Annotated in this window: 19 protein-coding genes and 1 pseudogene; 10 read left to right on the forward strand and 10 right to left on the reverse strand. The window is 72.2% G+C overall.

Translation table 11 applies throughout. The annotated features are described in order from the left end of the window. Window positions 1–36: 36 nt before the first annotated feature. Window positions 37–2391, reverse strand: a complete 2355-nt coding sequence (locus IG88_RS0115330) for a helix-hairpin-helix domain-containing protein (protein ID WP_031040447.1) — start codon at window positions 2389–2391, stop codon at window positions 37–39. Then, entirely contained in the window at window positions 2388–3374 is a 987-nt protein-coding gene (locus tag IG88_RS0115335) for an aldo/keto reductase (protein WP_031040450.1), read from the reverse strand. Before IG88_RS0115335 ends, IG88_RS0115330 begins: the two co-directional genes overlap by 4 nt. A gap of 113 nt (window positions 3375–3487) precedes the next feature. On the opposite strand from IG88_RS0115335, the gene IG88_RS0115340 reads away from it, so the two are divergent. Then, window positions 3488–4543, forward strand: coding sequence for an LLM class F420-dependent oxidoreductase (locus IG88_RS0115340; protein WP_031040453.1), 1056 nt, complete (start codon window positions 3488–3490; stop codon window positions 4541–4543). A 238-nt stretch (window positions 4544–4781) separates the two neighbouring features. Continuing rightward, window positions 4782–5570, forward strand: a complete 789-nt coding sequence (locus IG88_RS0115345; RefSeq protein ID WP_031040455.1) for a hypothetical protein — start codon at window positions 4782–4784, stop codon at window positions 5568–5570. A 15-nt stretch (window positions 5571–5585) separates the two neighbouring features. Here the strand turns inward: IG88_RS0115345 and IG88_RS0115350 are convergent, their stop codons facing one another. Continuing rightward, a complete protein-coding gene (locus tag IG88_RS0115350) occupies window positions 5586–6581 on the reverse strand; it encodes a magnesium and cobalt transport protein CorA (protein ID WP_031040458.1) in 996 nt (331 codons plus the stop codon). A gap of 61 nt (window positions 6582–6642) precedes the next feature. On the opposite strand from IG88_RS0115350, the gene IG88_RS0115355 reads away from it, so the two are divergent. The 4 genes from IG88_RS0115355 (at window position 6643) to mshC (ending at window position 10130) form a co-directional block, all read left to right on the forward strand. Further along, window positions 6643–7329, forward strand: coding sequence for a histidine phosphatase family protein (locus IG88_RS0115355; protein ID WP_031040460.1), 687 nt, complete (start codon window positions 6643–6645; stop codon window positions 7327–7329). An 85-nt stretch (window positions 7330–7414) separates the two neighbouring features. Then, window positions 7415–8005 (forward strand): DUF3090 domain-containing protein, encoded by a 591-nt coding sequence (locus tag IG88_RS0115360; protein ID WP_030187752.1) that lies wholly within the window; start codon window positions 7415–7417, stop codon window positions 8003–8005. Next, a complete protein-coding gene (locus tag IG88_RS0115365) occupies window positions 7969–8799 on the forward strand; it encodes an SCO1664 family protein (protein ID WP_051851917.1) in 831 nt (276 codons plus the stop codon). Before IG88_RS0115360 ends, IG88_RS0115365 begins: the two co-directional genes overlap by 37 nt. A gap of 101 nt (window positions 8800–8900) precedes the next feature. Continuing rightward, window positions 8901–10130, forward strand: a complete 1230-nt coding sequence (mshC, locus tag IG88_RS0115370; RefSeq protein ID WP_031040466.1) for a cysteine--1-D-myo-inosityl 2-amino-2-deoxy-alpha-D-glucopyranoside ligase — start codon at window positions 8901–8903, stop codon at window positions 10128–10130. Between the two features lie 91 nt (window positions 10131–10221). Here the strand turns inward: mshC and parJ are convergent, their stop codons facing one another. The 5 genes from parJ to IG88_RS0115395 form a co-directional block, all read right to left on the reverse strand. Beyond that, entirely contained in the window at window positions 10222–11220 is a 999-nt protein-coding gene (parJ, locus tag IG88_RS0115375) for a filament polymerization regulator ParJ (protein WP_031040469.1), read from the reverse strand. Window positions 11221–11368: 148 nt separating this feature from the next. Then, window positions 11369–12985, reverse strand: coding sequence for a glycerol-3-phosphate dehydrogenase/oxidase (locus IG88_RS0115380; RefSeq protein ID WP_031040471.1), 1617 nt, complete (start codon window positions 12983–12985; stop codon window positions 11369–11371). An 8-nt stretch (window positions 12986–12993) separates the two neighbouring features. Next, entirely contained in the window at window positions 12994–14532 is a 1539-nt protein-coding gene (glpK, locus tag IG88_RS0115385) for a glycerol kinase GlpK (RefSeq protein ID WP_031040474.1), read from the reverse strand. Between the two features lie 84 nt (window positions 14533–14616). Beyond that, window positions 14617–15408, reverse strand: a complete 792-nt coding sequence (locus tag IG88_RS0115390) for an MIP/aquaporin family protein (RefSeq protein WP_031040477.1) — start codon at window positions 15406–15408, stop codon at window positions 14617–14619. A gap of 440 nt (window positions 15409–15848) precedes the next feature. Further along, the gene (locus tag IG88_RS0115395; RefSeq protein ID WP_031040480.1) at window positions 15849–16613 is read right to left on the reverse strand and encodes an IclR family transcriptional regulator; all 765 of its coding nucleotides are present in this window, start codon (window positions 16611–16613) and stop codon (window positions 15849–15851) included. A 390-nt stretch (window positions 16614–17003) separates the two neighbouring features. Between IG88_RS0115395 and metH the strand changes: the two genes are divergently transcribed. The 3 genes from metH to IG88_RS0115410 all read left to right on the forward strand — a co-directional run bounded on the left by metH (window position 17004) and on the right by IG88_RS0115410 (window position 23397). After that, window positions 17004–20516 carry a methionine synthase gene (gene metH, locus IG88_RS0115400; protein ID WP_031040482.1) on the forward strand — a complete coding sequence of 1171 codons (3513 nt, stop codon included), beginning with the start codon at window positions 17004–17006 and terminating at the stop codon, window positions 20514–20516. A 130-nt stretch (window positions 20517–20646) separates the two neighbouring features. Next, entirely contained in the window at window positions 20647–21348 is a 702-nt protein-coding gene (locus IG88_RS0115405; protein WP_031040484.1) for an HAD family hydrolase, read from the forward strand. Window positions 21349–21792: 444 nt separating this feature from the next. Further along, window positions 21793–23397 (forward strand): ABC transporter substrate-binding protein, encoded by a 1605-nt coding sequence (locus IG88_RS0115410; protein ID WP_031040486.1) that lies wholly within the window; start codon window positions 21793–21795, stop codon window positions 23395–23397. Window positions 23398–23499: 102 nt separating this feature from the next. Here IG88_RS0115410 and IG88_RS0115415 read toward each other — a convergent pair whose 3' ends face one another. Together IG88_RS0115415 and IG88_RS0115420 are read right to left on the reverse strand one after the other, a co-directional pair. Then, entirely contained in the window at window positions 23500–24171 is a 672-nt protein-coding gene (locus IG88_RS0115415) for a response regulator (protein ID WP_031040489.1), read from the reverse strand. Window positions 24172–24197: 26 nt separating this feature from the next. Beyond that, the gene (locus tag IG88_RS0115420; RefSeq protein ID WP_031040492.1) at window positions 24198–25193 is read right to left on the reverse strand and encodes a RecB family exonuclease; all 996 of its coding nucleotides are present in this window, start codon (window positions 25191–25193) and stop codon (window positions 24198–24200) included. Between the two features lie 174 nt (window positions 25194–25367). Between IG88_RS0115420 and IG88_RS44270 the strand changes: the two are divergent. Next, a pseudogene (locus IG88_RS44270) lies at window positions 25368–25600 on the forward strand (hypothetical protein); the annotation flags it as partial.

The following is a 25600-nucleotide window of genomic DNA, read 5'->3' on the forward strand; positions in this document are numbered from 1 at the left end:
CGGCCGGAGAGAGCCCGGCCGGCCCCGTCGCCGTGGTCAGCCGATGACCGGGACCTGTGGTGCGAGCAGGACCGGCAGCCGGGTGGTCCGGGGCTTGGCCGGGATCTCCGCCACGGCGCGCGGGAGCGCCTGCTCCACGCCGTGCACCACGGACAGGTGCCGGGCGGCCCGCCCGAACGCGGTGTAGATCCAGGGGCGGCTGAGGGCCTGCACGGCGTCGCCCGGCAGGACCACGACCACCGCGGGCCAGCGGCCTCCCAGCGCCTGGTGGGCGGTGAGCGCCCAGCCGTGCCGCACGGACCCCTCCACCCGGTCCCTGGGGACGACCACGGTCCCGCCCGCGCACGACAGGTGCAGCCCCTCGGCGTCGGCCTTCACCACCCGGCCCGGCAGCACCCGCCCCGGCGCCGGGGTGTGGACGACACGGTCGCCGGGATCGAAGCCGCCGAAGCGGCCGGGGCCGGGGTTGAGGCGTTCCTTCAACGCGGCGTTGAGCACGCGCGTGCCCGCGGCGCCGCCGTGGCCCGGCGTGATCACCTGGGTCTCCTCGGCCGGGACGCCGATCGCGCGCGGCACCGAGTCCGCCACGAGCTGGACGGTGCGGTGCACGGCCTCGCCCGCGTCCCGCACCGGCACGATCACGATCTCCTTGCCGGGAGCCTCCACCTGGCCCAGCTCACCGATGCCGATGCCCGAGACCAGTTCGCCGAGCGGGCCGGGGTCGGGGCGCCGCGAGGCGATCTGGGGGCATACCCGGGCCGCCAACAGGTCCGCGAAGACCCGCCCGGGGCCCACGGACCAGAGCACCGCCGGGTCCCCGGTCAGCACCAGCCGGGCCCCGTCCGGCAGCGACTCCGCGAGCAGGGCGCCCGCCTCGACGTCGAGCTGCGGCGCGTCGACCACGACGAGCAGATCCAGGTCCAGCGCCCCGTCGGCGTCCCGCCCCGGACCCTCGGCGCCCGTCAGCAGCCCCGTCACGGTGACGGCGGCGGAAGCGTCGGGCCCCGGGGCGGCCGGGTCGGACGGCGGGGTGCCCAGCAGGGCGGCGAAGCGGTCGCGGCCGAGCGGGCCCGGCGCGGCGGCCCAGGCCCGCAGCCCCAGGGCGTGTGCCGCGCGCAGCAGGGCCACGGGCTCGGCCAGGGACGCCTCGCCGCCGGTGTGCAGGACCAGCCCGTGGTCCGCGACGGCGCGGATCAGGTCGGCGGCGGAGCCCGCGGCGGAGGCGGCGGCGGAGGCGGCGGCCTCCTCCCAGTCCGCGGCGGAGCCGTCCTGCTTGGGCGCCGAGTTGACCAGCCGGGCCAGACCGTCGGCGAGACTCTCCTCGGCGAGCGCGTACCGCTCCAGACCGATCAGCACCCGGACGGGGCGCTCCTCGCCCTCCTCGTCCCCGGCGTCGTCGCCGCCCGTGCCCTCCGGGGCGGCCGCCGGGGGACCGGGGCGGGTACCGGGCTCGTCCAGGGCGTCCTGGAAGGCGAGCGCCTCGCCCTCGGCCAGCGTGTCCTGCACGGCCGCGTCGGGGTCCGGGACACCCCGCTGGGCCAGCGTGGCGGTGAGCCGCGGCAGCTCCAGCGCCGTGTGCCCGGCCAGGGCCGCCTGCTCCAGCAGCCACACGGTGACCGCCCGGCCGCGCCGCTCGTCGTCCGGGCCGCATTCCGCGCCGAGCAGCGCGCGGGCGAACCCGTCGGCCTGCTCCGGCCGCACCGTGCCGACCCGGAGCAGTTGCCAGGGGTCGGCGCGCAGCGCGTCCTCCGCGCCTTCGCCGAGCAGCGCGGCGGTCTGCGGCGCCAGCGCCTCGGGGGCGCCGCCCTCGGCCAGCACGCGCCGCACCGACTCCACCGTCTGCGGGGCCGGCCCCGCGGGAGCGCCGCCGGCCGCCGCGGCCGGCTCGGCCGCCTCCGGCCGGGGCCGCCGTACCGGCTCGGGGGCGGGGCGGCGCGCGGGCTCGGGGGTGCCGAACACCGTGGCCGCCGGTTTCTCGCCGCTCTCCACGGCGCGTACGGCGGCCAGCAGGTCGGCCGCCGGGCCGCTGAGCTTGCCCCCGGCGTCGATCGGCCCCTGCTTCTCCGCCTTCCGCCGCTCGATCCGCTCCCGCTCGACGCGCTGCGCGGCCAGCTCGGCCTCGCCCTCGGAGACCTGCGCGGCCGTCCCGTCCGTGTCCGTGGAGTCCGGTGCGGGAGTCTCGCCTGTGTCCGTGGAGTCCGGTGCGGGAGTCTCGCCTGTGTCCCCGGAGTCCGGTGCGGCTGTCCCGCCCGCCTCCGCGGAGTCCGGTGCGGGCGTCACGTCCCCGCCCTCGGCGTCCGGTGCCGGGGGCTCCGCCGTGCCCGGGGTCTCCGGCCCGGTGTCCACGGCGTCCGTGGTGTCCTTCGAGGCGGGCTCGGGCTCCGTGCTCACAGCGTGCTCCAGTCGTGATCGGGATAGCGGTGCACGGGCGCCGACACGTCGTCGAGCGCCCGGCAGATCTCGTCAGGAAGACTAAGGGTCTCCACTGACAACGCCGCCGTGAGCTGCTGCGCCGTACGCGGCCCGATGATCGGGGCGACCACTCCGGGCCGGTCGCGGACCCAGGCCAGCGCCACCTGGAGCGGGGTCACCGCGAGCCCGTCCGCCGCCGTCGCCACCGCGTCCACGATGTGCCCGGCCGTGTCGTCGAGGTAGGGCTCGACGAACCGGGCCATGTGGTCCGAGGCGCCCCGCGAGTCGGGCGGCGTCGCGTCCTTGCGGTACTTGCCCGTGAGAACGCCCCGGCCCAGCGGGGAGGACGGCAGCAGGCCGATGCCCAGGTCCAGGGCGGCCGGCAGCACCTCCCGCTCCACGCCCCGCTGGAGCAGCGAGTACTCCATCTGGGTGCTCGCCACCCGGTTGCGCACCCCCGGCGCCGCGAGCTGCCAGGTCGCGGCCTTGGCGAGCTGCCAGCCGCAGAAGTTGGAGACCCCCGCGTAGCGCGCCCGGCCACTGCTCACCGCCACGTCCAGGGCGTGCAGCGTCTCCTCCAGCGGGGTGTGCGGGTCGAAGGCGTGCAGGTGCCACACGTCGACGTGGTCGGTGCCCAGGCGGGCCAGGGAGGCGTCCAGCGCGGAGAGCAGGTGGGCGCGCGAACCGTCGAAGCGGCGGTCCGGGTCCGGCACGCTGCCCGCCTTGGTCGAGATCACCAGGTCCCGGCGCGGCACCAGGCCCTCCATCAGGCGCCCGAGCAGGTACTCGGACTCCCCGTCGCCGTACACGTCGGCCGTGTCGACGAGCGTCCCGCCGGCCTCCCAGAAGGTCTTCAAGAGGTCCGCGGCGTCGTGCTCGTCCGTGTCCCGGCCCCAGGTCAGGGTGCCGAGACCGATGCGGGACACGCGCAGGCCGGTGCGGCCGAGATGCCTCTGCTCCATGAGCGCCGACATTACTGGCCACGGCGGGCGCTGTGGGGGCCTGTGGACAACCGATTTCCGCGCGCTAAGGTCGGGGCACCAGCCACGTTACTGATCGGTAAGGGGAATCGGCCATGCAGCTCGGGATCAACCTCGGCTACTGGGGTGCCGGAATGGACGCGGACAACCTGGCCGTCGCCCAGGAGGCCGACCGGCTCGGATACGCCGTGTGCTGGGCCGCCGAGGCCTACGGCTCCGACGCGGCCACCGTACTGACCTGGGTCGCCGCCCAGACCGAGCGCATCGACGTGGGCTCGGCCATCTTCCAGATCCCCGCCCGCCAGCCCGCCATGACCGCGATGACCGCCGCCACCCTGGACTCCCTCTCCAAGGGCCGGTTCCGCCTCGGCCTCGGCGTGTCGGGACCGCAGGTCTCCGAGGGCTGGTACGGCGTCAAGTTCGACAAGCCGCTCGCCCGCACCCGTGAGTACGTCGAGATCGTCCGCAAGGCGATGACCCGGGAGCGGCTGTCCTACGAGGGACGGCACTGGACGCTGCCGCTGCCCGACGGCCCCGGCAAGCCGATCAAGCTGACCGTGCACCCGCAGCGCGAGCACATCCCGCTGTACATCGCGGCCATCGGCCCGAAGAACCTGGAGCAGACCGGCGAGATCGCCGACGGCGCCCTGCTCATCTTCCCCTCCGCCGACCACCTGGAGGAGACCGCCGTCCGGCACCTGCGCGCCGGGCGCGAGAAGGCCGGCAAGACCCTCGACGGCTTCGACGTCTGCCCGACCCTCCCGCTCGCCCTCGGCGACGACAAGGACGTCGACGCCCTCGCGGACACCTTCCGCCCCTACACGGCGCTCTACGTCGGCGGCATGGGCAGCCGCAAGCAGAACTTCTACAACCAGCTCGCCCGGCGCATGGGCTACGAGCGGGAGGCCGCCGAGATCCAGGACAAGTACCTCTCCGGCGACAAGCAGGGCGCCGCCGAGGCCGTCCCGCACGAACTGATCGACCGGACGACGCTGCTCGGCTCCGTCGACCGCATCGCGGACCGGATGAAGGCCTACGCCGCGGCCGGCGTCACCACGCTGACCCTCGCGCCCGCGGGATTCACCCTGGACGAGCGGCTCGCCGCCCTGCGCGCCGGCACCGAGGCCCTGGAGCGCGCCGGACTGGCCTGACGCTGCGGGAAAGTTTCTGCGGCCGTGGTGGGGGCTCGGGGGTCTTCCCCGCCACGGCCGTCACGGGGAACAACGCGCCCACGCGCGCGGGGTTACGCCCCCTCGTGCGCCCGGTTTTCCTTCGTTCGGCGCAGTCGCCCGCCGCACCTGTTGCCGGGCTCCTCTTCCCGCACTTGACTCGTGCATCGCGGAGTGTGCGGAGCCTGCGGACCACGCAGCGGCAGAGAGGTGGCCCCCGATGCTTTCGGCCAAGAGCCTTTTCCAGGAGATCCTCGACAACGACGAATCGTTCCGTCTCTTCTGTTCCATCGCGGCCAGCGGCGAGTCCCAGGGCGGCTGGGAGAACGCGCGGATCGCCGCGCTGGTGCCGGAGAGCGAACGCGCCCTCGCTCCCAAGATCACCCGGCACGGCGCCGACGAGGACAAGCACGGCCGGATCTTCAACGCCCTGCTGAAGAAGCGCGGCCTCGAACCGGTCGACGTACCGCCCGAGACCGACTACACGATGCTCCTGGAGCGGCACGGCATCGGCCTCGCCCACGAGAAGCTCAAGGCCGACCAGCCGCTGACCGTACGGGACGTCATCACCTACCTCGCCCACAGCAGGGTCACCGAGCAGCGCGCCGCCGAACAGATGGCGATGCTCCTCAAGCACTTCGCCCACCACCCCGAGCTGGGCCGGGCGGTCCGGATGATCTCGGCCGACGAGGACAACCACCTCGCCTACTCCCACGAGGAACTGCTGCGCTACGCCGCCGCCGGGCACGGCCCGTACATCCGGCGCACCCTGCGCGAGTGCGCGCACGCCGAGATCCGCGTCCACCGCGACGTCAGTCTCGCCGTCATGGCCCGTATGGGGCGCATCCTCGGCTGGTCGCGCGCCAGGTCGGCGCTGCTCGCGGCCGGCATCCACGCGGTGTACGCCGCCGAGCGGGCGGCCGGCTGGCGGCGCATGGTCACGCTGCGGGCACCCGCGCGGCGCGACGCGCTCGGCGGACCCGCCGCCCCGGCCCCCGAGGTCGCCTGACCGGCCCGCGCGTTCCTACAGCCAGCCCCGGCGCTTGAACTGCCGGTACAGCAGCACCTCAAGGACGGCCATCAGCGCGATCACCGCCGGATAGCCCCCCACCCAGTGCAGCTCCGGCATGTGGTCGAAGTTCATGCCGTAGATCCCCGCCAGCATCGTGGGCACCGCCGCCATCGCCGCCCACGCGGAGATCTTCCGCATGTCGTCGTTCTGCCGCACGCTCGTCTGCGCCAGATGCGCCGACAGGATGTCCGACACCAGCCGGTCCAGGCTCTCCACCGACTCGTTCACGCGCGTGAGGTGGTCGCTCACGTCCCGGAAGAACGGCCGCGCCCTGTCGTTCACGAACGGCACCGTGCCCCCGTACCCGCCCGTACCGGCCAGCCGCGCCAGCGGGGGCGCCAGCGGACCGGTCGCCCGGCGGAACTCCAGCACCTGCCGCTTGAAGGTGTAGATCCGCGACGCGGTGTGCCGCGAGCCGCCGCCCTCCGGCGAGAAGACCTCCGCCTCCAGCTCCTCCAGGTCCGTCTGGAGCTCGACCGCCACGTCCAGGTAGTGGTCGACGGTGGCGTCCGCTATCGCGTACAGCACCGCGGTGGGGCCCTTGCCGAGCAGTTCCGGCTCGTGCTCCAGCCGCCGCCGCACGGCCTTCAGCGGAGAGCCCCCGCCGTGCCGGACCACCACCGCGAACGCGTCACCCAGGAAGATCATCAGCTCACCGGTGGAGACCGCGTCGCTGTCCGGCTCGTACACCACGGGCTTCAGGACGGCGAAGACCGAGTCGTCGTACACCTCGAGCTTGGGCCGCTGGTGCGCCTTGAGCGCGTCCTCCACCGCCAGCGGATGCAGCCCGAACTCCTGGCTGACCAGGTCGAACTCCTCCGCCGTGGGCTCGTGCAGACCGATCCACACGAAGCCGCCCGCTCCCCGCGCCGCGCCGAGCGCGTCGGAGAGGTCCTCGGGCCCGTCCGCGCGGTGCCCGTCCCGGTAGATGGCACAGTCGACGATCACCGAACCCATTCTCCCCTCGCCCCGGCGCCGTCGCGCCCCGCCGTACGCCTACCCTGGCCGCATGCCCACGCTGATCCTGGTTAGGCACGGACGCTCCACCGCCAACACCGAGGGGCTCCTCGCCGGCTGGACGCCCGGCGTCGCCCTCGACGAGCGCGGCGCCGCACAGGCCGCCGCGCTCCCCGGGCGGCTCGCCGGCCTGCCGCTCTCCGAAATCGTCACCAGCCCCCTGCAGCGCTGCCAGGAGACCGTCCGGCCGCTGCTCGACGCCCGTCCCGGACTACGACCCCACACCGACGAACGGATCGGGGAGTGCCACTACGGCGACTGGTCCGGCCGCAAACTCGCCGAGCTCAAGGACGAGCCCCTGATGGAGGTCGTGCAGGCCCACCCCTCCGCCGCGGCCTTCCCCGGCGGCGAGTCGATGCGCGCCATGCAGACCCGCGCCGCCGAGGCCGTACGCGAGTGGAACGCGCGCGTGGAGCGCGACCACGGCGCCGACGCCGTCTACCTCATGTGCTCCCACGGCGACATCATCAAGTCCCTCGTCGCCGAGGCACTCGGTCTCCACCTCGACCTCTTCCAGCGGATCTCCGTCGAACCCTGCTCCGTCACCGCGATCCGCTACACCCGGCTGCGTCCGTTCCTCGTCCGCCTGGGCGACACCGGGGACTTCGCCTCGCTCGCGCCGCGCGAGGAGCCGTCCGGTGACGAAGCCCCGGTCGGGGGCGGTGCGGGCGCACCGTGATCGTCCGCCGCAGTAGGGTGAACCGGTCGCGGCAGTGTCCCCGATCCCGATCTTCCGCTTTCCCCGACTTCCATGGAGACAGGACGTGTCCCGTCAGGTGTTCCTCTACGACCAACCGGAACGTTTCGTGGCCGGTACGGTCGGACTGCCCGGGCGCCGTACGTTCTTCCTCCAGGCCTCCGCCGGCTCCCGGGTGACCAGCGTGGCCCTGGAGAAGACACAGGTCGCCGCCCTCGCCGAGCGCATGGACGAGCTTCTGGACGAAGTCGTACGGCGCAGCGGCGGCAGCACGGCCGTCCCCGCCACCGCACCCACCGGGCCCGCCGACACGGCGCCGCTGGACACCCCCGTCGAGGAGGAGTTCCGCGTCGGCACCATGGCGCTGGCCTGGGACGGCGAGGACCAGCGCATGATCGTCGAGGCGCAGGCCCTCGTGGAGCTGGACGCCGAGTCCGAGGAGGACCTGGCCGAGGCCGAGGAACGGCTCCTCCAGGACGAGGAGAACGGACCGCCCATGCTCCGGGTCCGCCTCACCGGCGCGCAGGCCAGGGCCTTCGCCAAGCGCGCCCTCGACGTCGTCAACGCCGGGCGGCCGCCGTGCCCGCTGTGCAGCCTCCCGCTCGACCCGGAAGGACACGTATGTCCGCGCCAGAACGGATACCGCCGCGGAGCGTGACCACCGACGCGGCGGACGCCGAGCTGCTCGCCCTGGGCGAACTGACCGTCCGCGGACGCATCCGTGACGCGTCCAACGCGGCGCTGTACTGCACGGTGACGCACGAGGGACGCGAGGCGGCCTGCGTCTACAAGCCGGTCGCCGGGGAGCGCCCGCTGTGGGACTTCCCCGACGGCACCCTCGCCCAGCGCGAGGTCGCCGCCTACGAGGTCTCCGAGGCCACCGGCTGGGGCCTCGTCCCGCCCACCGTGCTGCGCGACGGCCCGTACGGCGAGGGCATGGTCCAGCTGTGGATCGAGGCCGTCCCGGACACGGAACTGCTCGCCCTGGTCGACGAGGAGGAGCCGGGCCCGGGCTGGAAGGGGATCGCGCTCGCCGAGGTCGGCGAGGGCCGCACCGCCCTGCTCGTCCACGCCGACGACGCGCGGCTGCGCCGGCTGGCCGTCCTCGACGCGGTCATCAACAACGCCGACCGCAAGGGCGGCCACCTCCTGCCCGCGGCGGGGGAGCGGCTGTACGGCATCGACCACGGCGTCACCTTCAACGCCGAGAACAAGCTCCGCACCCTCCTGTGGGGCTGGGCGGGCGATCCGCTCACCGCGGAGGCCCTGTCGGTCCTGGACGGCCTCAGGGAGGCACTGAAGGACGGCGGCACCCTCGCCGCCCGGCTCGCCGCGCTCATCACCCCCGCCGAACTCGACGCCACGCGCGCGCGGGTCGACGCCCTCCTCACCTCCGGCAAGCACCCCGAACCCGGCGGCGAGTGGCCGGCGATTCCCTGGCCTCCCGTGTAGGCGCCCCTCGCACACCGGCCGGTTCCGCGCAAGAGCGCCTTACCGGTCATCCGGCCCGGTCCGGTTCGTGTACGGAACATCCGTCCGGTTAGGCTCATGACATGCATGCCTGGCCCGCTTCCGAGGTCCCCGCCCTGCCTGGTCAGGGCCGCGACCTGAGGATCCACGACACCGCGACCGGCGGCCTGGTCACCCTCGCCCCCGGTCCCGTCGCCCGCCTCTACGTCTGCGGCATCACGCCGTACGACGCCACCCACATGGGGCACGCGGCGACCTACAACGCGTTCGACCTCGTGCAGCGCGTGTGGCTCGACACCAAGCGGCAGGTCCACTACGTCCAGAACGTCACCGACGTGGACGATCCGCTCCTCGAGCGGGCCGTGCGCGACGGGGTCGACTGGACCGCCCTCGCCGAGCAGGAGACCGCCCTCTTCCGCGAGGACATGACGGCGCTGCGGATGCTGCCGCCGCGGCACTACATAGGCGCCGTCGAGGCCATACCCGGCATCGTCCCGCTCGTCGAGCGGCTGCGCGACGCGGGCGCGGCCTACGAGCTGGAGGGCGACGTCTACTTCTCCGTCGAGGCGGACCCGCACTTCGGCGGCGTCTCCCACCTCGACGCGTCCGCCATGCGGCTGCTCTCCGCCGAGCGCGGCGGCGACCCCGACCGGCCCGGCAAGAAGAACCCGCTCGACCCGATGCTGTGGATGGCCGCCCGCGAGGGCGAACCGAGCTGGGACGGCGGCTCCCTCGGCCGCGGGCGCCCCGGCTGGCACATCGAGTGCGTGGCCATCGCCCTCGACCACCTCGGCATGGGCTTCGACGTCCAGGGCGGCGGCTCCGACCTCGCCTTCCCGCACCACGAGATGGGCGCCTCGCACGCCCAGGCGCTGACCGGCGAGTTCCCGATGGCCAAGGCGTACGTGCACGCCGGCATGGTCGGTCTCGACGGCGAGAAGATGTCCAAGTCCAAGGGCAACCTGGTCTTCGTGTCGCAGTTGCGCCGCGAGGGCGTGGACCCGGCCGCCATCCGGCTCGCGCTGCTGGCCCACCACTACCGCTCCGACTGGGAGTGGACCGGCCAGGTGCTGGACGACGCCGTCGCCCGTCTCGACCGCTGGCGTGCCGCCGTCTCCCGCCCCGACGGCCCGCCCGCCGAGGCACTCGTCGAGGAGATCCGCGAGGCACTGTCCAACGACCTGGACTCCCCGGCCGCCCTCGCCGCGGTCGACCGCTGGGCCGCCCTCCAGGAGGCCTCCGGCGGCACCGACACGGGAGCCCCGGGAGTCGTCTCCCGCGCGGTGGACGCCCTCCTCGGCGTGGCGCTGTAGGCGTTCCCCGGCCGCGGGCTGTCGCCGTAACCCGCTTCGAACGACCGAGGGGCGCTCCCACCAGGGAAGCGCCCCTCGGTCCCGGTGAGCCTCAGTCCTCGGAGGACTCCTCGTCCTCCCCGCCCGCCTTCGGCGGCTTGGGCGGCCGGGTCCGCCCGCTCGGGTTCTCCCGGAGGAACGGCGCCCCGGACGGCCCGTCACCCCCGTCCGCCGTGGCGTGCCCGCCGGGACCCCCGGGCCCCGGCCCGGCGCCGTCCCGCCGCCGCAGGTACCGCTCGAACTCCCGCGCGATCGCCTCGCCCGACGCCTCCGGCAGTTCCGCCGTGTCCCGGGCCTCCTCCAGCGACTGCACGTACTCCGCGACCTCGGTGTCCTCGGCGGCCAACTGGTCGACCCCGACCTGCCAGGCACGCGCGTCCTCGGGCAGCTCGCCCAGCGGGACCCGCACGCCGATCAGGTCCTCCAGCCGGTTCAGCAGGGCCAGCGTGGCCTTCGGGTTCGGCGGCTGCGAGACGTAGTGCGGCACCGCGGCCCACAGCGACACGGCCGGAACGCCCGCGTGCGTGCACGCCTCCTGGAGGATGCCGACGATGCCCGTGGGCCCCTCGTACTTGGTCTCCTCCAGGTCCATGCGCCGGGCCAGGTCCGCGTCCGACGTCGTCCCGCTGATCGGGACCGGCCGGGTGTGCGGCGTGTCGCCCAGCAGGGCGCCCAGGACCACCACCAGCTCGACGCCCAGCTCATGGGCGAAGCCGAGCAGCTCGTTGCAGAACGAGCGCCAGCGCATCGACGGTTCGATGCCCCGCACGAGCACCAGGTCGCGCGGTTTCTCACCGCCCACCCGGACCACCGAGAGCCGCGTCGTCGGCCAGGTGACCTTGCGGACGCCGTCCTCGATGAAGACCGTGGGACGGTTGACCTGGAAGTCGTAGTAGTCCTCGGCGTCCAGTGCCGCGAACACCTCGCCCTTCCACTCCCGGTCGAGATGCGCGACCGCGGTGGAGGCGGCGTCACCGGCATCGTTCCAGCCCTCGAACGCGGCCACCATGACCGGGTCGACCAGCTCGGGAACCCCCTCGAGCTCGATCACCCAGCGCCTCCTTCCGACGTGCCCTCGCGTACCCCCCAACCTTACGGCGTGCCGAGGGGCCGCCCGCAGCCCCTTTGCACGGGGCAGTGAACGGATCACTGCCCCGTGCCCGGTGTCCGGACACCCGCCGCCGTCGGAACGCGGGGGCCTACTTCCGGTCGAGCACGTCCTGCACCCGCGCGCGGACGTCGTCCGTGGCCAGGCCGCGGATCGTCAGCGTCGTACGGCGGCGCAGCACGTCGTCCGCCGTCTCGGCCCACTCGTTGTCCCGGGCCCACACCACCTGCGCCCAGATCTCCGGGGCGTCCGGGTGGACCCGCTGCGCCAGTTCCGGGCTCTCGTTGGCGAGCCGGGCGATGTCGAAGGCGAGCGAACCGTAGTGCGTGGCCAGGTGCTTGGCGGTGTCCGCCGCCATGCGCGGACCGGGCGCCGAACCGTCGACCAGCAGCCGGTGGGCCACCGCGCGCGGGTTGGCGACGCCGGGCAGCGGCAGCTTCTTCGGCAGCGACGCGATCGGCTCGAAATCGTCGCCCAGGGGGTGGCCCGGCAGCGACTCCAGCTTCTTCATCACCGTACGGCCGATGTGGCGGAAGGTGGTCCACTTGCCGCCCGCGACGGACAGCATCCCGCCGCGGCCCTCGGTGACGACCGTCTCGCGCTTGGCCTTCGCCGTGTCACCGGGACCGCCCGGCAGCACCCGCAGGCCCGCGAAGGAGTACGTGACGAGGTCCCGGTCGAGCTGCTGGTCGCGGACGGAGAACGCGGCCTCGTCGAGTATCTGGGCCACGTCCTTGTCGTTGACCGCGACGTCCGCCGGGTCGCCCTCGAACTCCTCGTCGGTCGTGCCGAGCAGCAGCATGTCCTCCCAGGGGAGGGCGAAGGTGATCCGGTACTTGTCGATCGGGGTGGCCAGCGCCGCCTTCCAGGGCGCCGTGCGCTTGAGCACCAGGTGCGCGCCCTTGGACAGGCGGATGGACGGCGCCGCGGCCGGGTCCTCCATGCGGCGCAGGTGGTCGACCCACGGGCCGGTGGCGTTGAGCACCAGACGGGCGTTCACCCCGAACTCGTCGCCGGACAGCCGGTCCTTCAGCTCGGCTCCGGTCACCCGGCCGTTGGTGAAGCGCAGCCCGGTGACCTCGGCGTGGTTGAGGACGACCGCGCCGGACTCGACCGCCGCGCGGACGGTCATCAGCGCCATGCGGGCGTCGTTCATCTGGTCGTCGCCGTACACGGCCACGGCCTTGAGGTTCTCGGTGCGCAGCTCCGGCACGTCCTGCGCGGCCTTCGCGGGGGAGAGCAGGTGGCCTACGCCGTCGCCGAACGCGGACAGCGCCGAGTACGCGAAGACACCCGCCCCGAGCTTCGCCGCGCCGTGCGGCCCGCCCTTGTACACGGGGAGGTAGAAGGTGAGCGGGTTCGCCAGGTGGGGGGCCACCTGGCGGGAGACCGCACGGCGTTCGAAGTGGTTCTCCGCCACCAGCTTCACCGCGCCGGTCTGCAGGTAGCGCAGTCCGCCGTGGAGCAGCTTGGAGGAGGCGGAGGAGGTGGCGCCGGCGAAGTCGCCGGCGTCGACCACGGCCACCCTGAGGCCGGACTGCGCGGCGTGCCAGGCGGTGGAGATGCCCAGGATGCCGCCGCCGATCACGAGAAGGTCGTACGACGCCTTGGAAAGCTGCTCCCGGGTCTCGGCCCGGCTCGGGTTCGAGCCGGAGGCCGGGTGCGTACCCAGGGCAGGCACGGACTGCAGGGTGGACTGAGTGGTCATTGCGGTTCTTACTCCTCGTCCTCGAGCCAGCCCATGGTCCGCTCCACGGCCTTGAGCCAGCTCTTGTACTCACGGTCGCGGGTGTCCGCGTCCATGCGGGGGGTCCACTCGGCGGCCCGCCGCCAGTTGGCGCGCAGGTCGTCGGTGCTGTTCCAGAAGCCGACGGCCAGGCCGGCGGCGTAGGCGGCGCCGAGGCAGGTGGTCTCGGCGACCATCGGGCGCACCACGGGGGCGTCCACGAAGTCGGCGAGGGTCTGCATCAGCAGGTTGTTGGAGGTCATGCCGCCGTCGACCTTGAGGGCGGTCAGCTCCACCCCGGAGTCCTTCGTCATGGCGTCCGCGATCTCACGGGTCTGCCAGGCGGTGGCCTCCAGGACGGCGCGCGCGAGGTGCGCCTTGGTGACGTACCGGGTGAGGCCGGCGATCACACCGCGGGCGTCGGAGCGCCAGTACGGGGCGAACAGGCCGGAGAAGGCCGGCACGAAGTAGGCGCCGCCGTTGTCCTCGACCGTCAGGGCGAGGGTCTCGATCTCGGCGGCGGTGGAGATCAGGCCCATCTGGTCGCGCATCCACTGCACCAGCGAACCGGTGACGGCGATCGAGCCCTCCAGGGCGTAGACCGTGTCCTGGTCGCCGATCTTGTAGCCGACGGTGGTGAGCAGGCCCGAGTAGGAGTTGATCAGCTTGTCACCGGTGTTCATCACCATGAAGGTGCCGGTGCCGTACGTCGACTTGGTCTCGCCCTCGGAGAAGCAGGTCTGGCCGAACAGGGCCGCCTGCTGGTCGCCCAGCGCCGAGGCGACCGGGATGCCGCCGAGCAGGTCGCCCAGCCGGCCGCCCTTGATCTCGCCGTACACCTCGGCGGAGGAGCGGATCTCCGGGAGCATCTGCATCGGCACGCCGATCGACTCGGCGATCCGCTCGTCCCACGCCATGGTGTGCAGGTTCATCAGCAGGGTGCGCGAGGCGTTGGTGACGTCGGTGACGTGCTTGCCGCCGTTCACCCCGCCGGTCAGGTTCCAGATGACCCAGGTGTCCATCGTGCCGAAGAGCAGGTCGCCCGCCTCGGCGCGCTCGCGCAGGCCGTCGACGTTGTCGAGCAGCCAGCGGGCCTTGGGACCGGCGAAGTAGGAGGCCAGGGGAAGGCCGGTCTCGCGGCGGAAGCGGTCCTGGCCGACGTTGCGGCCGAGCTCCTTGCACAGGGCGTCGGTGCGGGTGTCCTGCCAGACGATCGCGTTGTGGACGGGCTCACCGGTGTTCTTGTCCCAGACGAGCGTGGTCTCGCGCTGGTTGGTGATGCCGATGGCCTTGATGTCGTCGCGGGTGATGCCGGCCTTCTCGACGGCACCGGCGACGACCTCCTGGACGTTGGTCCAGATCTCGGCGGCGTCGTGCTCGACCCAGCCGGGCTTGGGGAAGATCTGCTCGTGCTCCTTCTGGTCGACGGCGACGATGCGGCCGTCGCGGTCGAAGACGATGCAGCGCGAGGAGGTGGTGCCCTGGTCGATCGCGGCGATGAAGGGGCCTGCGGTGTGGGCGTCGGTCACTGTGTGCTCCTGGGGTTCCGTGGTGGGTGGCCGGTGCGTACGGCGCGTGGTCTGCGGCTCGATGATCGCCGGGCGGGGGCCCGTTCAGGCGAACGCGACGTTGTAGACACCTCCGGCGATCGCACCGCCGATCAGCGGACCGACGACCGGGATCCAGGCGTAGGACCAGTCGGAGCCGCCCTTGTTCGGCAGGGGCAGCAGGGCGTGCACGATGCGCGGGCCGAGGTCGCGGACCGGGTTGATCGCGTATCCCGTCGGGCCACCGAGCGACAGACCGATCGAGACGACCACGAACCCGGTGATCAGCGCGCCCAGGACGCCGAGGCCGTTGCCCTCGTCGTTGAGGCCCTGGGTGAGGATGGCGAGCAGCAGCACGAACGTGCCGATGATCTCGGTGGCGAGGTTCTGGACCGTGTGCCGGATCTCGGGGCCGGTGGAGAAGACGCCCAGGACCGGGCCGGCGCCCTTCTCCTGCGCCTCGACGGACTTGGCCGTGTCCTGCGCACCGGGACCGCCGACGATCTCCCGGTCGGTGAGGTGGGCCTGGAACTGGCCGTAGTACGCGACCCAGACCAGGACCGCGCCGATCATGGCGCCGAGGAGCTGACCCGCGAAGTAGGTCGGGGTGTTGCTCCAGTCACCGTCCTTGATCGCGATGCCGACCGTCACGGCCGGGTTGAGGTGCGCGCCGGAGAGCGGACCCGATATGTACGCCGCCGTCATGACCGCGAAGCCCCACCCGAAGGCGATGGCGACCCAGCCGGCGTTGCGCGCCTTGGAGGCCTTGAGCGTCACGGCGGCACACACGCCGCCGCCGAGCAGGATGAGCAGGGCGGTACCGATGGTCTCGCCGATGAAGATGTCGGAGCTGGACACCCGCGACTCCTTTGTCCTTCGTCCAGGGGAAGCCGAACCCCCGGGTCCCTCCGGGTGTTCCGGCGCCCTCGGTGTGAGAGCGATGGCGGCCCTTGGCACTGCGCACACTCTAACGCGTATTGCCGGTAGGTGTTCGACAATGCCGACCGATGGACGCGAGTCTCGTTCGACGTCACGCGCGCGTCAAGAGCTCTGTTATCGAAAGCACGATCGTTATTGATCGCCAGGGGTTATCGATGCGCCGTGCCGGTCTCCGGTGCCGGTCTCCGGTGCCGGTCTCCGGTGCCGGCCTCAGACGCCGGTCTCCGGCCGGCACCGGAGACCGGCACCGGCCGGCCCGCCCCGGGGGAAAAGCGGGCGCGGGAACGCCGAGGGCCGGAACACCCTCGGTGTCCCGGCCCGTGTCCGTCGCGCGCCGCGCCCCTGTGACCGCCTCGCGCCTAGAACCGCCCCGCGCCCAGGTCCCGCGACACCGCGCGGGCGCAGTCCCGTACCGCCGCGACCAGCTCGGGCCGCAGCTCGCCCTCGCGGCACAGCCGCTCCACGGCCCCCGTGATGCCGACCGCGCCCACCGGCATCCGCCTGCGGTCGTGGATGGGGGCGGCGACGGAGGCGATGCCCTCCCAGGTCTCCTCGACGTCGGCCGCGTACCCGCGCGCGCGGGTGATGTCCAGGACATGCTCGAAGTCGTCCGGCTCACAGACGGTGCGGTCCGTGAACGCCTTGCGGTCCGCCTCCAGCGCCTCGCTGTGCGCCACCGGGTCGTACGCCGACAGCACCTTGCCCAGCGCCGTCGAGTGCAGCGGCTGCATGGCCCCGATCTCCAGGACCTGCCGGCTGTCGTCGGGCCGGAAGACGTGGTGCACGATCAGCACGCCCTGCTGGTGCAGGACGCCGAGGTGGACGCTCTCGCCGCTGGAGCGGGCCAGGTCGTCCGTCCACACCAGGGCGCGGGCCCGCAGCTCGTGCACGTCCAGGTAGGTCGTGCCCAGGCGCAGCAGTTCGGCGCCGAGCTGGTAGCGCCCCGAGGCGTCGTCCTGCTCGACGAAGCCCTCCTGCTGGAGGGTGCGCAGGATGCCGTGCGCGGTGCCCTTGGCCAGACCCAGTGACGAGGCGATGTCCGACAGGCCGAGCCGCCGCTCGCCGCCCGCGAGCAGGCGCAGCATCGCGGCCGCCCGCTCGAGCGACTGGATGTTCCGTGCCATCGACGTACTGCCTCCGTCCCCTTCGAGTGCCGACCTCGGCGTCGCAGACGCTGTTCGGCAATGCCGAACACTACCGGTCCATGCCGACCTCCCGCTAATGGTCGGCGGGCAACTGTTGCACTTCGGCCACCTCCGCGTGACCGCGGCCGCCCTCCGCCAGGCGCGGGCACCGGCCCCCCGGGCCCCCGCCGCCGGGGGCCGTCCGGGCAGGCGCGCTCGTCCGTTCGGCCGGTATTCACCCCGTCGGCCCCGTCCGTCTCGTGGACGCCCTGACCATCGGCGCCCGGACCCGGCTACCCTGGCGGCGTGCGTTCTCCCCGGGACGTCGACGACGGACGGCACCGGGGCAGAGGCAAAGCCGACAGCCGTCGCATCCTAGGGAGCCCATTCATGGCCTCGTCGCCATCCACCCCGCCCGCCGACACCCGCACCCGCGTGTCCGCCCTCCGAGAGGCCCTCGCCACCCGCGTGGTGGTCGCCGACGGCGCGATGGGCACCATGCTCCAGGCGCAGAACCCCACGCTGGACGACTTCCAGCAGCTCGAAGGGTGCAACGAGGTCCTCAACGTCACCCGCCCGGACATCGTCCGCTCGGTGCACGAGGAGTACTTCGCCGCCGGAGTCGACTGCGTCGGCACCAACACCTTCGGCGCCAACCACTCCGCCCTCGGCGAGTACGACATCGCCGAACGCGTCCACGAACTGTCCGAGGCCGGTGCCCGCGTCGCCCGCGAGACCGCCGACGCGTTCACCGCCGGGGACGGGCGGCAGCGCTGGGTCCTCGGCTCGATCGGCCCCGGCACCAAGCTCCCCACCCTCGGCCACGCCCCGTACACCGTCCTGCGCGACGCCTACCAGCGCAACGCCGAGGGCCTGGTCGCCGGCGGCGCCGACGCGCTGCTCGTCGAGACCACGCAGGACCTGCTGCAGACCAAGGCCTCCGTGCTCGGCGCCCGGCGCGCCCTGGACGCCCTCGGCCTGGACCTGCCCGTCATCGTCTCCGTCACCGTCGAGACGACCGGCACCATGCTGCTCGGCTCGGAGATCGGCGCCGCGCTGACTGCGCTGGAGCCGCTCGGCATCGACATGATCGGCATGAACTGCGCCACCGGCCCCGCCGAGATGAGCGAGCACCTGCGCTACCTCGCCCGCCACGCCCGCATCCCGCTGACCTGCATGCCCAACGCCGGCCTGCCCGTCCTCGGCAAGGACGGCGCCCACTACCCGCTGACCGCGCCCGAGCTCGCCGACGCGCACGAGACGTTCGTGCGGGAGTACGGCCTGTCGCTGGTCGGCGGCTGCTGCGGCACGACCCCCGAGCACCTGCGCGAGGTGGTCGAGCGGGTCCGCGGCACCGAGCCCACGCCGCGTGATCCCCGCCCGGAGCCCGGCGCCGCCTCGCTCTACCAGAGCGTGCCGTTCCGGCAGGACACCTCCTACCTGGCCATCGGCGAGCGCACCAACGCCAACGGTTCCAAGAAGTTCCGCGAGGCCATGCTGGACGGCCGCTGGGACGACTGCGTGGAGATGGCGCGGGACCAGATCCGTGAGGGCGCGCACATGCTCGACCTGTGCGTGGACTACGTGGGCCGCGACGGCGTGGCCGACATGGAGGAGCTGGCCGGCCGGTTCGCCACGGCTTCGACGCTGCCGATCGTGCTGGACTCCACCGAGGTGGAGGTCATCCGGGCGGGCCTCGAGAAGCTCGGCGGGCGCGCGGTGATCAACTCGGTGAACTACGAGGACGGTGCGGGCCCCGAGTCCCGCTTCGCCCGGGTCACCAGGCTCGCCCGCGAGCACGGCGCCGCGCTGATCGCCCTGACGATCGACGAGGAGGGGCAGGCCCGGACGGCGGAGAAGAAGGTCGAGATCGCCGAACGGCTCATCGACGACCTGACCGGGAACTGGGGCATCCACGAGTCCGACATCCTCGTCGACTGTCTGACGTTCACGATCTGCACCGGGCAGGAGGAGTCCCGCAAGGACGGTGTGGCGACCATCGAGGGAATCCGGGAGCTGAAGAAGCGCCACCCGCAGGTGCAGACCACGCTGGGCCTGTCGAACATCTCCTTCGGCCTCAACCCGGCCGCCCGCATCCTGCTGAACTCCGTCTTCCTGGACGAGTGCGTCAAGGCGGGCCTGGACTCGGCGATCGTCCACGCCTCGAAGATCCTGCCGATCGCCCGCTTCGACGAGGAGCAGGTCACCACGGCCCTGGACCTGATCTACGACCGCCGCCGCGAGGGCTACGACCCGCTGCAGAAGCTGATGCAGTTGTTCGAGGGCGCGACCGCCAAGTCGCTGAAGGCGTCCAAGGCCGAGGAACTGGCCGCCCTCCCGCTGGAGGAGCGCCTCAAGCGCCGCATCATCGACGGCGAGAAGAACGGCCTGGAACAGGACCTCGACGACGCCCTGACCGAGCGACCCGCCCTCGACATCGTCAACGACACCCTGCTCGACGGCATGAAGGTCGTCGGCGAACTCTTCGGGTCCGGGCAGATGCAGTTGCCGTTCGTGCTGCAGTCCGCCGAGGTCATGAAGACCGCGGTCGCCCACCTGGAACCGCACATGGAGAAGACCGACGACGACGGCAAGGGCACGATCGTGCTGGCCACCGTCCGCGGCGACGTCCACGACATCGGCAAGAACCTCGTCGACATCATCCTGTCCAACAACGGCTACACCGTCGTCAACCTCGGCATCAAGCAGCCCGTCTCGGCCATCCTGGAAGCCGCCGACGAGCACAAGGCCGACGTGATCGGCATGTCCGGGCTCCTGGTCAAGTCCACCGTGATCATGAAGGAGAACCTGGAGGAGCTCAACCAGCGCAAGCTGGCCGCCGACTACCCCGTCATCCTCGGCGGCGCCGCCCTCACCCGCGCCTACGTCGAGCAGGACCTCCACGAGATCTACGACGGCGAAGTCCGCTACGCCCGTGACGCCTTCGAGGGGCTGCGCCTGATGGACGCGCTCATCGGCATCAAGCGGGGCGTGCCCGGCGCCAAGCTGCCCGAACTCAAGCAGCGCCGGGTACGGGCCGCCACCGTCGAGATCGAGGACCGGCCCGAGGAAGGCAGCGTCCGCTCCGACGTGGCCACCGACAACCCCGTCCCCGAGCCGCCGTTCCGCGGCACCCGCGTCGTCAAGGGCATCCAGCTCAAGGAGTACGCCTCCTGGCTCGACGAGGGCGCCCTCTTCAAGGGCCAGTGGGGCCTCAAGCAGGCCCGCACCGGCGAGGGACCCTCGTACGAGGAACTGGTCGAGTCCGAGGGCCGCCCCAGGCTGCGCGGGCTGCTCGACCGGCTCCAGACGGAGAACCTGCTGGAGGCGGCCGTGGTGTACGGCTACTTCCCCTGCGTCTCCAAGGACGACGACCTGATCGTCCTCGACGACGACGGCAACGAGCGCACCCGGTTCACCTTCCCGCGCCAGCGCCGCGGCCGGCGGCTGTGCCTGGCGGACTTCTTCCGCCCGGAGGAGTCCGGCGAGACCGACGTGGTCGGCTTCCAGGTCGTCACCGTCGGCTCCCGCATCGGCGAGGAGACGGCCCGCATGTTCGAGGCCAACGCCTACCGCGACTACCTCGAACTGCACGGCCTGTCCGTCCAGCTCGCCGAGGCCCTCGCCGAGTACTGGCACGCACGCGTGCGCTCCGAACTCGGCTTCGCCGGGGAGGACCCGGCCGACATGGAGGACATGTTCGCCCTGAAGTACCGGGGCGCCCGCTTCTCCCTCGGCTACGGCGCCTGCCCCGACCTGGAGGACCGCGCCAAGATCGCCGCCCTGCTGGAGCCGGAGCGCATCGGCGTCCACCTGTCGGAGGAGTTCCAGCTCCACCCCGAGCAGTCCACCGACGCCATCGTCATCCACCACCCGGAGGCGAAGTACTTCAACGCCCGCTAGCCAGGCGCCCCGCCCCCGCTCCACCGGCCACACCGGGCGTTCGCGTCCCGCACGACGTACACTGGTCGGTCCACCGCAGGCCGGCTCCCTCGTGGGAGCCGGCCTGATCGTCCCTCAAGGAGGTACGTGGATGACCAGTACGGTCCCCGCGCTCGGAACCCGTACGGCCGAAGGCTCCGCCCTGCAAGCCGTGCTCCTCGACATGGACGGCACCCTGGTGGACACCGAGGGCTTCTGGTGGGACGTCGAGACGGAGGTCTTCGCCTCCCTCGGCCACACCCTGGACGACTCCTGGCGACACGTCGTGGTCGGCGGCCCCATGACCCGCAGCGCGGGCTTCCTCATCGAGGCCACCGGCGCCGACATCACCCTCGCCGAGCTGAGCGTGCTCCTCAACGACGGCTTCGAGGAGCGCATCGGCCGCGACCTGCCGCTCATGCCCGGCGCCGCCCGGCTGCTCGCGGAACTGTCCGCCCACGACATCCCCACGGCCCTGGTCTCCGCCTCGCACCGGCGCATCATCGACCGCGTCCTGAAGTCGCTCGGCCCCGAGCACTTCGCCCTCACCGTCGCCGGCGACGAGGTGCCGCGCACCAAGCCCCACCCCGACCCGTACCTGGCCGCCGCGGCCGGACTCGGCGCGGACCCGGCCCGCTGCGCCGTCGTCGAGGACACCGCGACCGGGGTCGCCGCCGCCGAGGCCGCCGGCTGCCACGTCGTGGCCGTACCCTCCGTCGCCCCCATCACCCCCGCCGCCCGGCGCACGGTAGTCACCTCCCTGGAAGAGGTCGACCTGACATTTCTGCGCGGCCTGATGACACAAATGCGCTAGGCGTTCACCGAGCGTGCAGCCGCGTTAAGCGGCAATTCCGGGAACGGCCGGCCCGCGCGGCCCCACCGCTGTTCCCACGGCTTTTTCCGCCACCCGGCATGGCCGAATTCCGGCACCGACGGCCGAAGACCAAGTGTGACGTTCGACACGCGTCCGGGGGTCGACAGGGGGTCTGCGGGTGTGCCACACCCGGGTCGGCCAACGTTGTCGAGGGGCCTTTGTGTCCTGATTGGTGAAACCCTGCACTAATCCTTCCACTGTCGGGTTTTCGGTGTGTCCACACCCGGTTTCGCTCCGTGATGAGCCCTCAACTCCGGTGGCTGCGAACCCCCGTGCGGGCGCGGACTAATCTCGTCGCGAGAACATCGGCCACTACCCCCGTGATCCGCCGCGACACCCCTGCATGCCGGATACACGGACCGACAGCTCTGGAGAAACTCGAGCATGAACCGCAAGACTTTGGTGCTGCCGGCCGTCGTCGGCCTGCTCGCGCCGGTGCTCGCCGCCTGCGGAGGATCGGACAGCGGCAGCGGCGACGGTGACGCGATCGTCGTCGGCACCACGGACCGGTTCAGCGTCTCGGACGAGATGACCGCGCCCTTCGACCCCGCCTACGCCTACGACGTCGGCGCCTGGAACATCATGCGCCAGACCTCGCAGACGCTGATGGTGATGCCCCGCGGCGACGGCCAGCCCGTGCCCGAGGCCGCCCAGCAGTGCGGGTTCACGGACACCGGCAACGAGCGCTACGCGTGCACCCTGCGCGACGGCCTGAAGTTCGCCAACGGCGACCCCGTCACCGCCGAGGACGTGAAGTACTCCATCGAGCGCGTGCGGAAGATCCACGCGGACACCGAGGTGGCGTCGCTGCTGTCCACCGTGGACACCGTCGAGACGAAGGGCGACCGCGAGGTCGTCTTCCACCTCAACACCGCGGACGCCACCTTCCCGTTCAAGCTGTCGACGCCGGTCGCCGGCATCGTCAACCCGGACGACTACGAGAAGGACAAGCTGCGTGACGGCTTCGAGCTGACCGGCTCCGGCCCGTACACCATGAAGGCCGAGGTCAAGGGCGACGAGATGACCAAGGCCGTGTTCACCAAGAACCCCGAATACAAGGGGAGTCTCAAGGTGAACAACGACAAGGTCGAACTCGTGTCCTTCGCCGACGCCGAGGCCATGGGCAACGCCATCGACAAGGGCGACATCGACGTGATGACCCGCGCGATGACGCCGGAACAGGTCCAGAAGCTCTCCAAGGCCACGGACGGCGACGTCGGCCTGGTCGAGGTGTCCGGTCTCGAGATCCGCTACCTCGCCTTCAACACGGACGCCTCCACGGTCAAGGACAAGGCCGTCCGCCAGGCCATGGCCCAGCTCATCAACCGCAGCGAACTCGTCTCCGCGGTCTACGGGTCCCAGGCCGAACCGCTGTACTCGATGGTCCCGGCCGGCATCACCGGCCACTCCAACTCGTTCTTCAACAAGTACGGCGACCCCAGCGTCGCCAAGGCGAAGGCGACGCTGGAGGACGCGAGCATCACCACGCCGGTCAAGCTGACGCTGCACTACACGACGGACCACTACGGCGCCGCGACCAAGCAGGAGTTCGAACAGCTCCAGAAGCAGCTCAACGACAGCGGCCTGTTCGACGTCGACATCCAGGGCACGCCCTGGGAGAAGTTCCACCAGGCGGAGCGGGACCGCAAGTACGACGTCTTCGGCATGGGCTGGTTCCCCGACTTCCCGGACGCCGACAGCTTCATCGCGCCGTTCCTCGACAAGGGCAACACCCTGAACATGCCGTACGCCAACCCGGAGATCATCAACGACCTGATCCCCGCCTCCCGCGGCGAGGCCGACCGGCTCTCCGCGGTGGACAGCCTCACCGAGATCCAGGACATCACCGCCAAGGACGTCCCGCTGATCCCGCTCTGGCAGGGCAAGCAGTACGTCGCCACCCGCGACGACGTCACCGGCACGGCCTACCTCCTCAACTCCTCCTCCTCGCTCCAGCTGTGGGAGCTGGGCCGGGGCGTGAGCGGCTGACGCGGCACCGCACAGACCCGAAGGGCGCCCTCTTCCCGTCCGGAAGAGGGCGCCCTTCGCGTGGTGCGCGGACGCGGGGCGACGACCGCGTGCGGGGAGCGGCTACTGCGCGCCCGGACGGACCAGACCGCTCTCGTACGCGTACACCGCCGCCTGAACCCGGTCCCGCAGGCCCAGCTTGGTCAGCACATGACCCACGTGCGTCTTGACGGTCGTCTCGCTGACGAACAGGTCCGCGGCGATCTCCGCGTTGGACAACCCGCGCGCCACCAGCTTCAGCACCTCCACCTCACGGTCCGTCAGCGTGTGCAGGGTGTCCGGCACCGGCTCCTCCCCGGAGGGCAGATGCGTGGCGTACTTGTCGAGCAGCCGCCGGGTGATGCTCGGCGCGAGCATCGCCTCACCGTTGGCCACCACGCGGATCGCCTGCACCAGCTCGTTGGCCGGGGCGTCCTTGAGCAGGAAACCGCTGGCCCCCGCCTTCAGCGCCTCCACCACGTACTCGTCCAGATCGAACGTGGTCAGCACCAGCACCTTCGCCGGACCGTCCCGCTCGGGCCCGGTGATCTGCCGGGTCGCCTCCACACCGTCCATCCGCGGCATGCGGATGTCCATCAGCACCACGTCGGGCTGCAGCGCCCGCACCTGGTCCAGGGCCTGGAGGCCGTCTCCGGCCTCGCCGACGACCGCCAGATCCGGCTCCGCCTCCAGAATCATCCGGAAGCCCGTGCGCAGCAGCGGCTGATCGTCGACCAGTAGGACGCGGATGGCCACGTAAGTCTCCTTCGATGGGACAGGCCCTAGTCCGGCCCCATTCTGCCCTGCTCGGCAGCGGCCGGATCGGCCGCCCTCACCGGCAGCGGATAGGGCGGGGGAGTGCCGCCGAACTCCGGACAGTGCGCCTGGTGGTCGCACCAGCCGCACAGCTTCGTGGGCCTCGGCCGCCAGTCACCCGTCTCGGTCGCCAGCCGGATCGCCTCCCACAGCGCCAGCAGCTTGCGCTCGACCCGCTCCAGGTCGGCCAGGACCGGGTCGTACGTGAGCACGTCACCACTGCCGAGGTAGACCAACTGCAGCCGCCGGGGAACGACCTTCTTCAGCCGCCACACCACCAGCGCGTAGAACTTCATCTGGAACAGGGCACTCTCCGCGTACTGCGGCCGGGGCGCCTTGCCCGTCTTGTAGTCGACGATGCGCACCTCGCCGGTGGGGGCCACGTCGACCCGGTCGATGATGCCGCGCAGCCGCAGCCCCGAGTCCAGCTCCGCCTCGACGAACAGCTCCCGCTCGGCCGGCTCCAGCCGGCTCGGGTCCTCCAGCGTGAACCAGCGCTCCACCAGCCGCTCCGCCTCGGACAGCCACCGCGCCAGCCGCTCGCCCTCCGGGTCGTCCGCGAACAGCTCGCCGACCTCCGGCCTGCTCTCCCGCAACCGGTCCCACTGGCCCGGCACCAGCGCCTTCGCCCGCGGCGCCGTCCGCTCGGCCGCCGGAGCGTCGAAGAGCCGCTCCAGCACCGCGTGCACCAGCGTGCCCCTGGTCGCCGCCTCACTGGGCTTCTCCGGCAGCCGGTCGATCACCCGGAACCGGTACAGCAACGGGCACTGCATGAAATCACCGGCCCGCGAGGGCGAGAGCGAGGCAGGCGGTGCCGCCACGGGCGCGGACGAGAGGGCCGGGGCCGTCGCGTCCGGCGCCACGGTCGCCGCGTCCCCCGGCGCACCCCTCTGATCCGCCTCCGCCGCCGGCCGGGCCCGTCCGCCGGCATCCACGGCGACATCCTCGGTACTCGTCTCCATGACCACAGACCATACGGCCGGCCACTGACAGCGACCCAGCCCCGAGGCCGTGACCCGTGTGACAGAAGGCAAGCACAGGGGTGCCGGGGCTGAACGGGCCGCGACGGACGCATACCATCGACACCAGACCCTCCCGACCGGCAGGACGGGAGACGCATCGAACGAGGGGACATCGTGGACGTGAGCGGCGGGAGCGGGCAGCCGCGGCCCGGCAACGAGGAGTCGGCCGAGCCCCAGGCACATCCCACGGCCCCGGCCGCCGACCCCACCGACGCCGCACGGCGCGGACCCACCGGCCCCCCGGCCCCGGCCCCCGGCACGCCCGCCTCGCCCGAGGCGCCCACGCCGCACGCCGCGACACCCGGCCCCGAGCGGCCCCAGGACGGCACACCCCCACCTCCCGGACC

The sequence above is a fragment of the Streptomyces sp. NRRL F-5650 genome, assembly GCF_000721365.1.
GTDB lineage: Bacteria > Actinomycetota > Actinomycetes > Streptomycetales > Streptomycetaceae > Streptomyces > Streptomyces ardesiacus.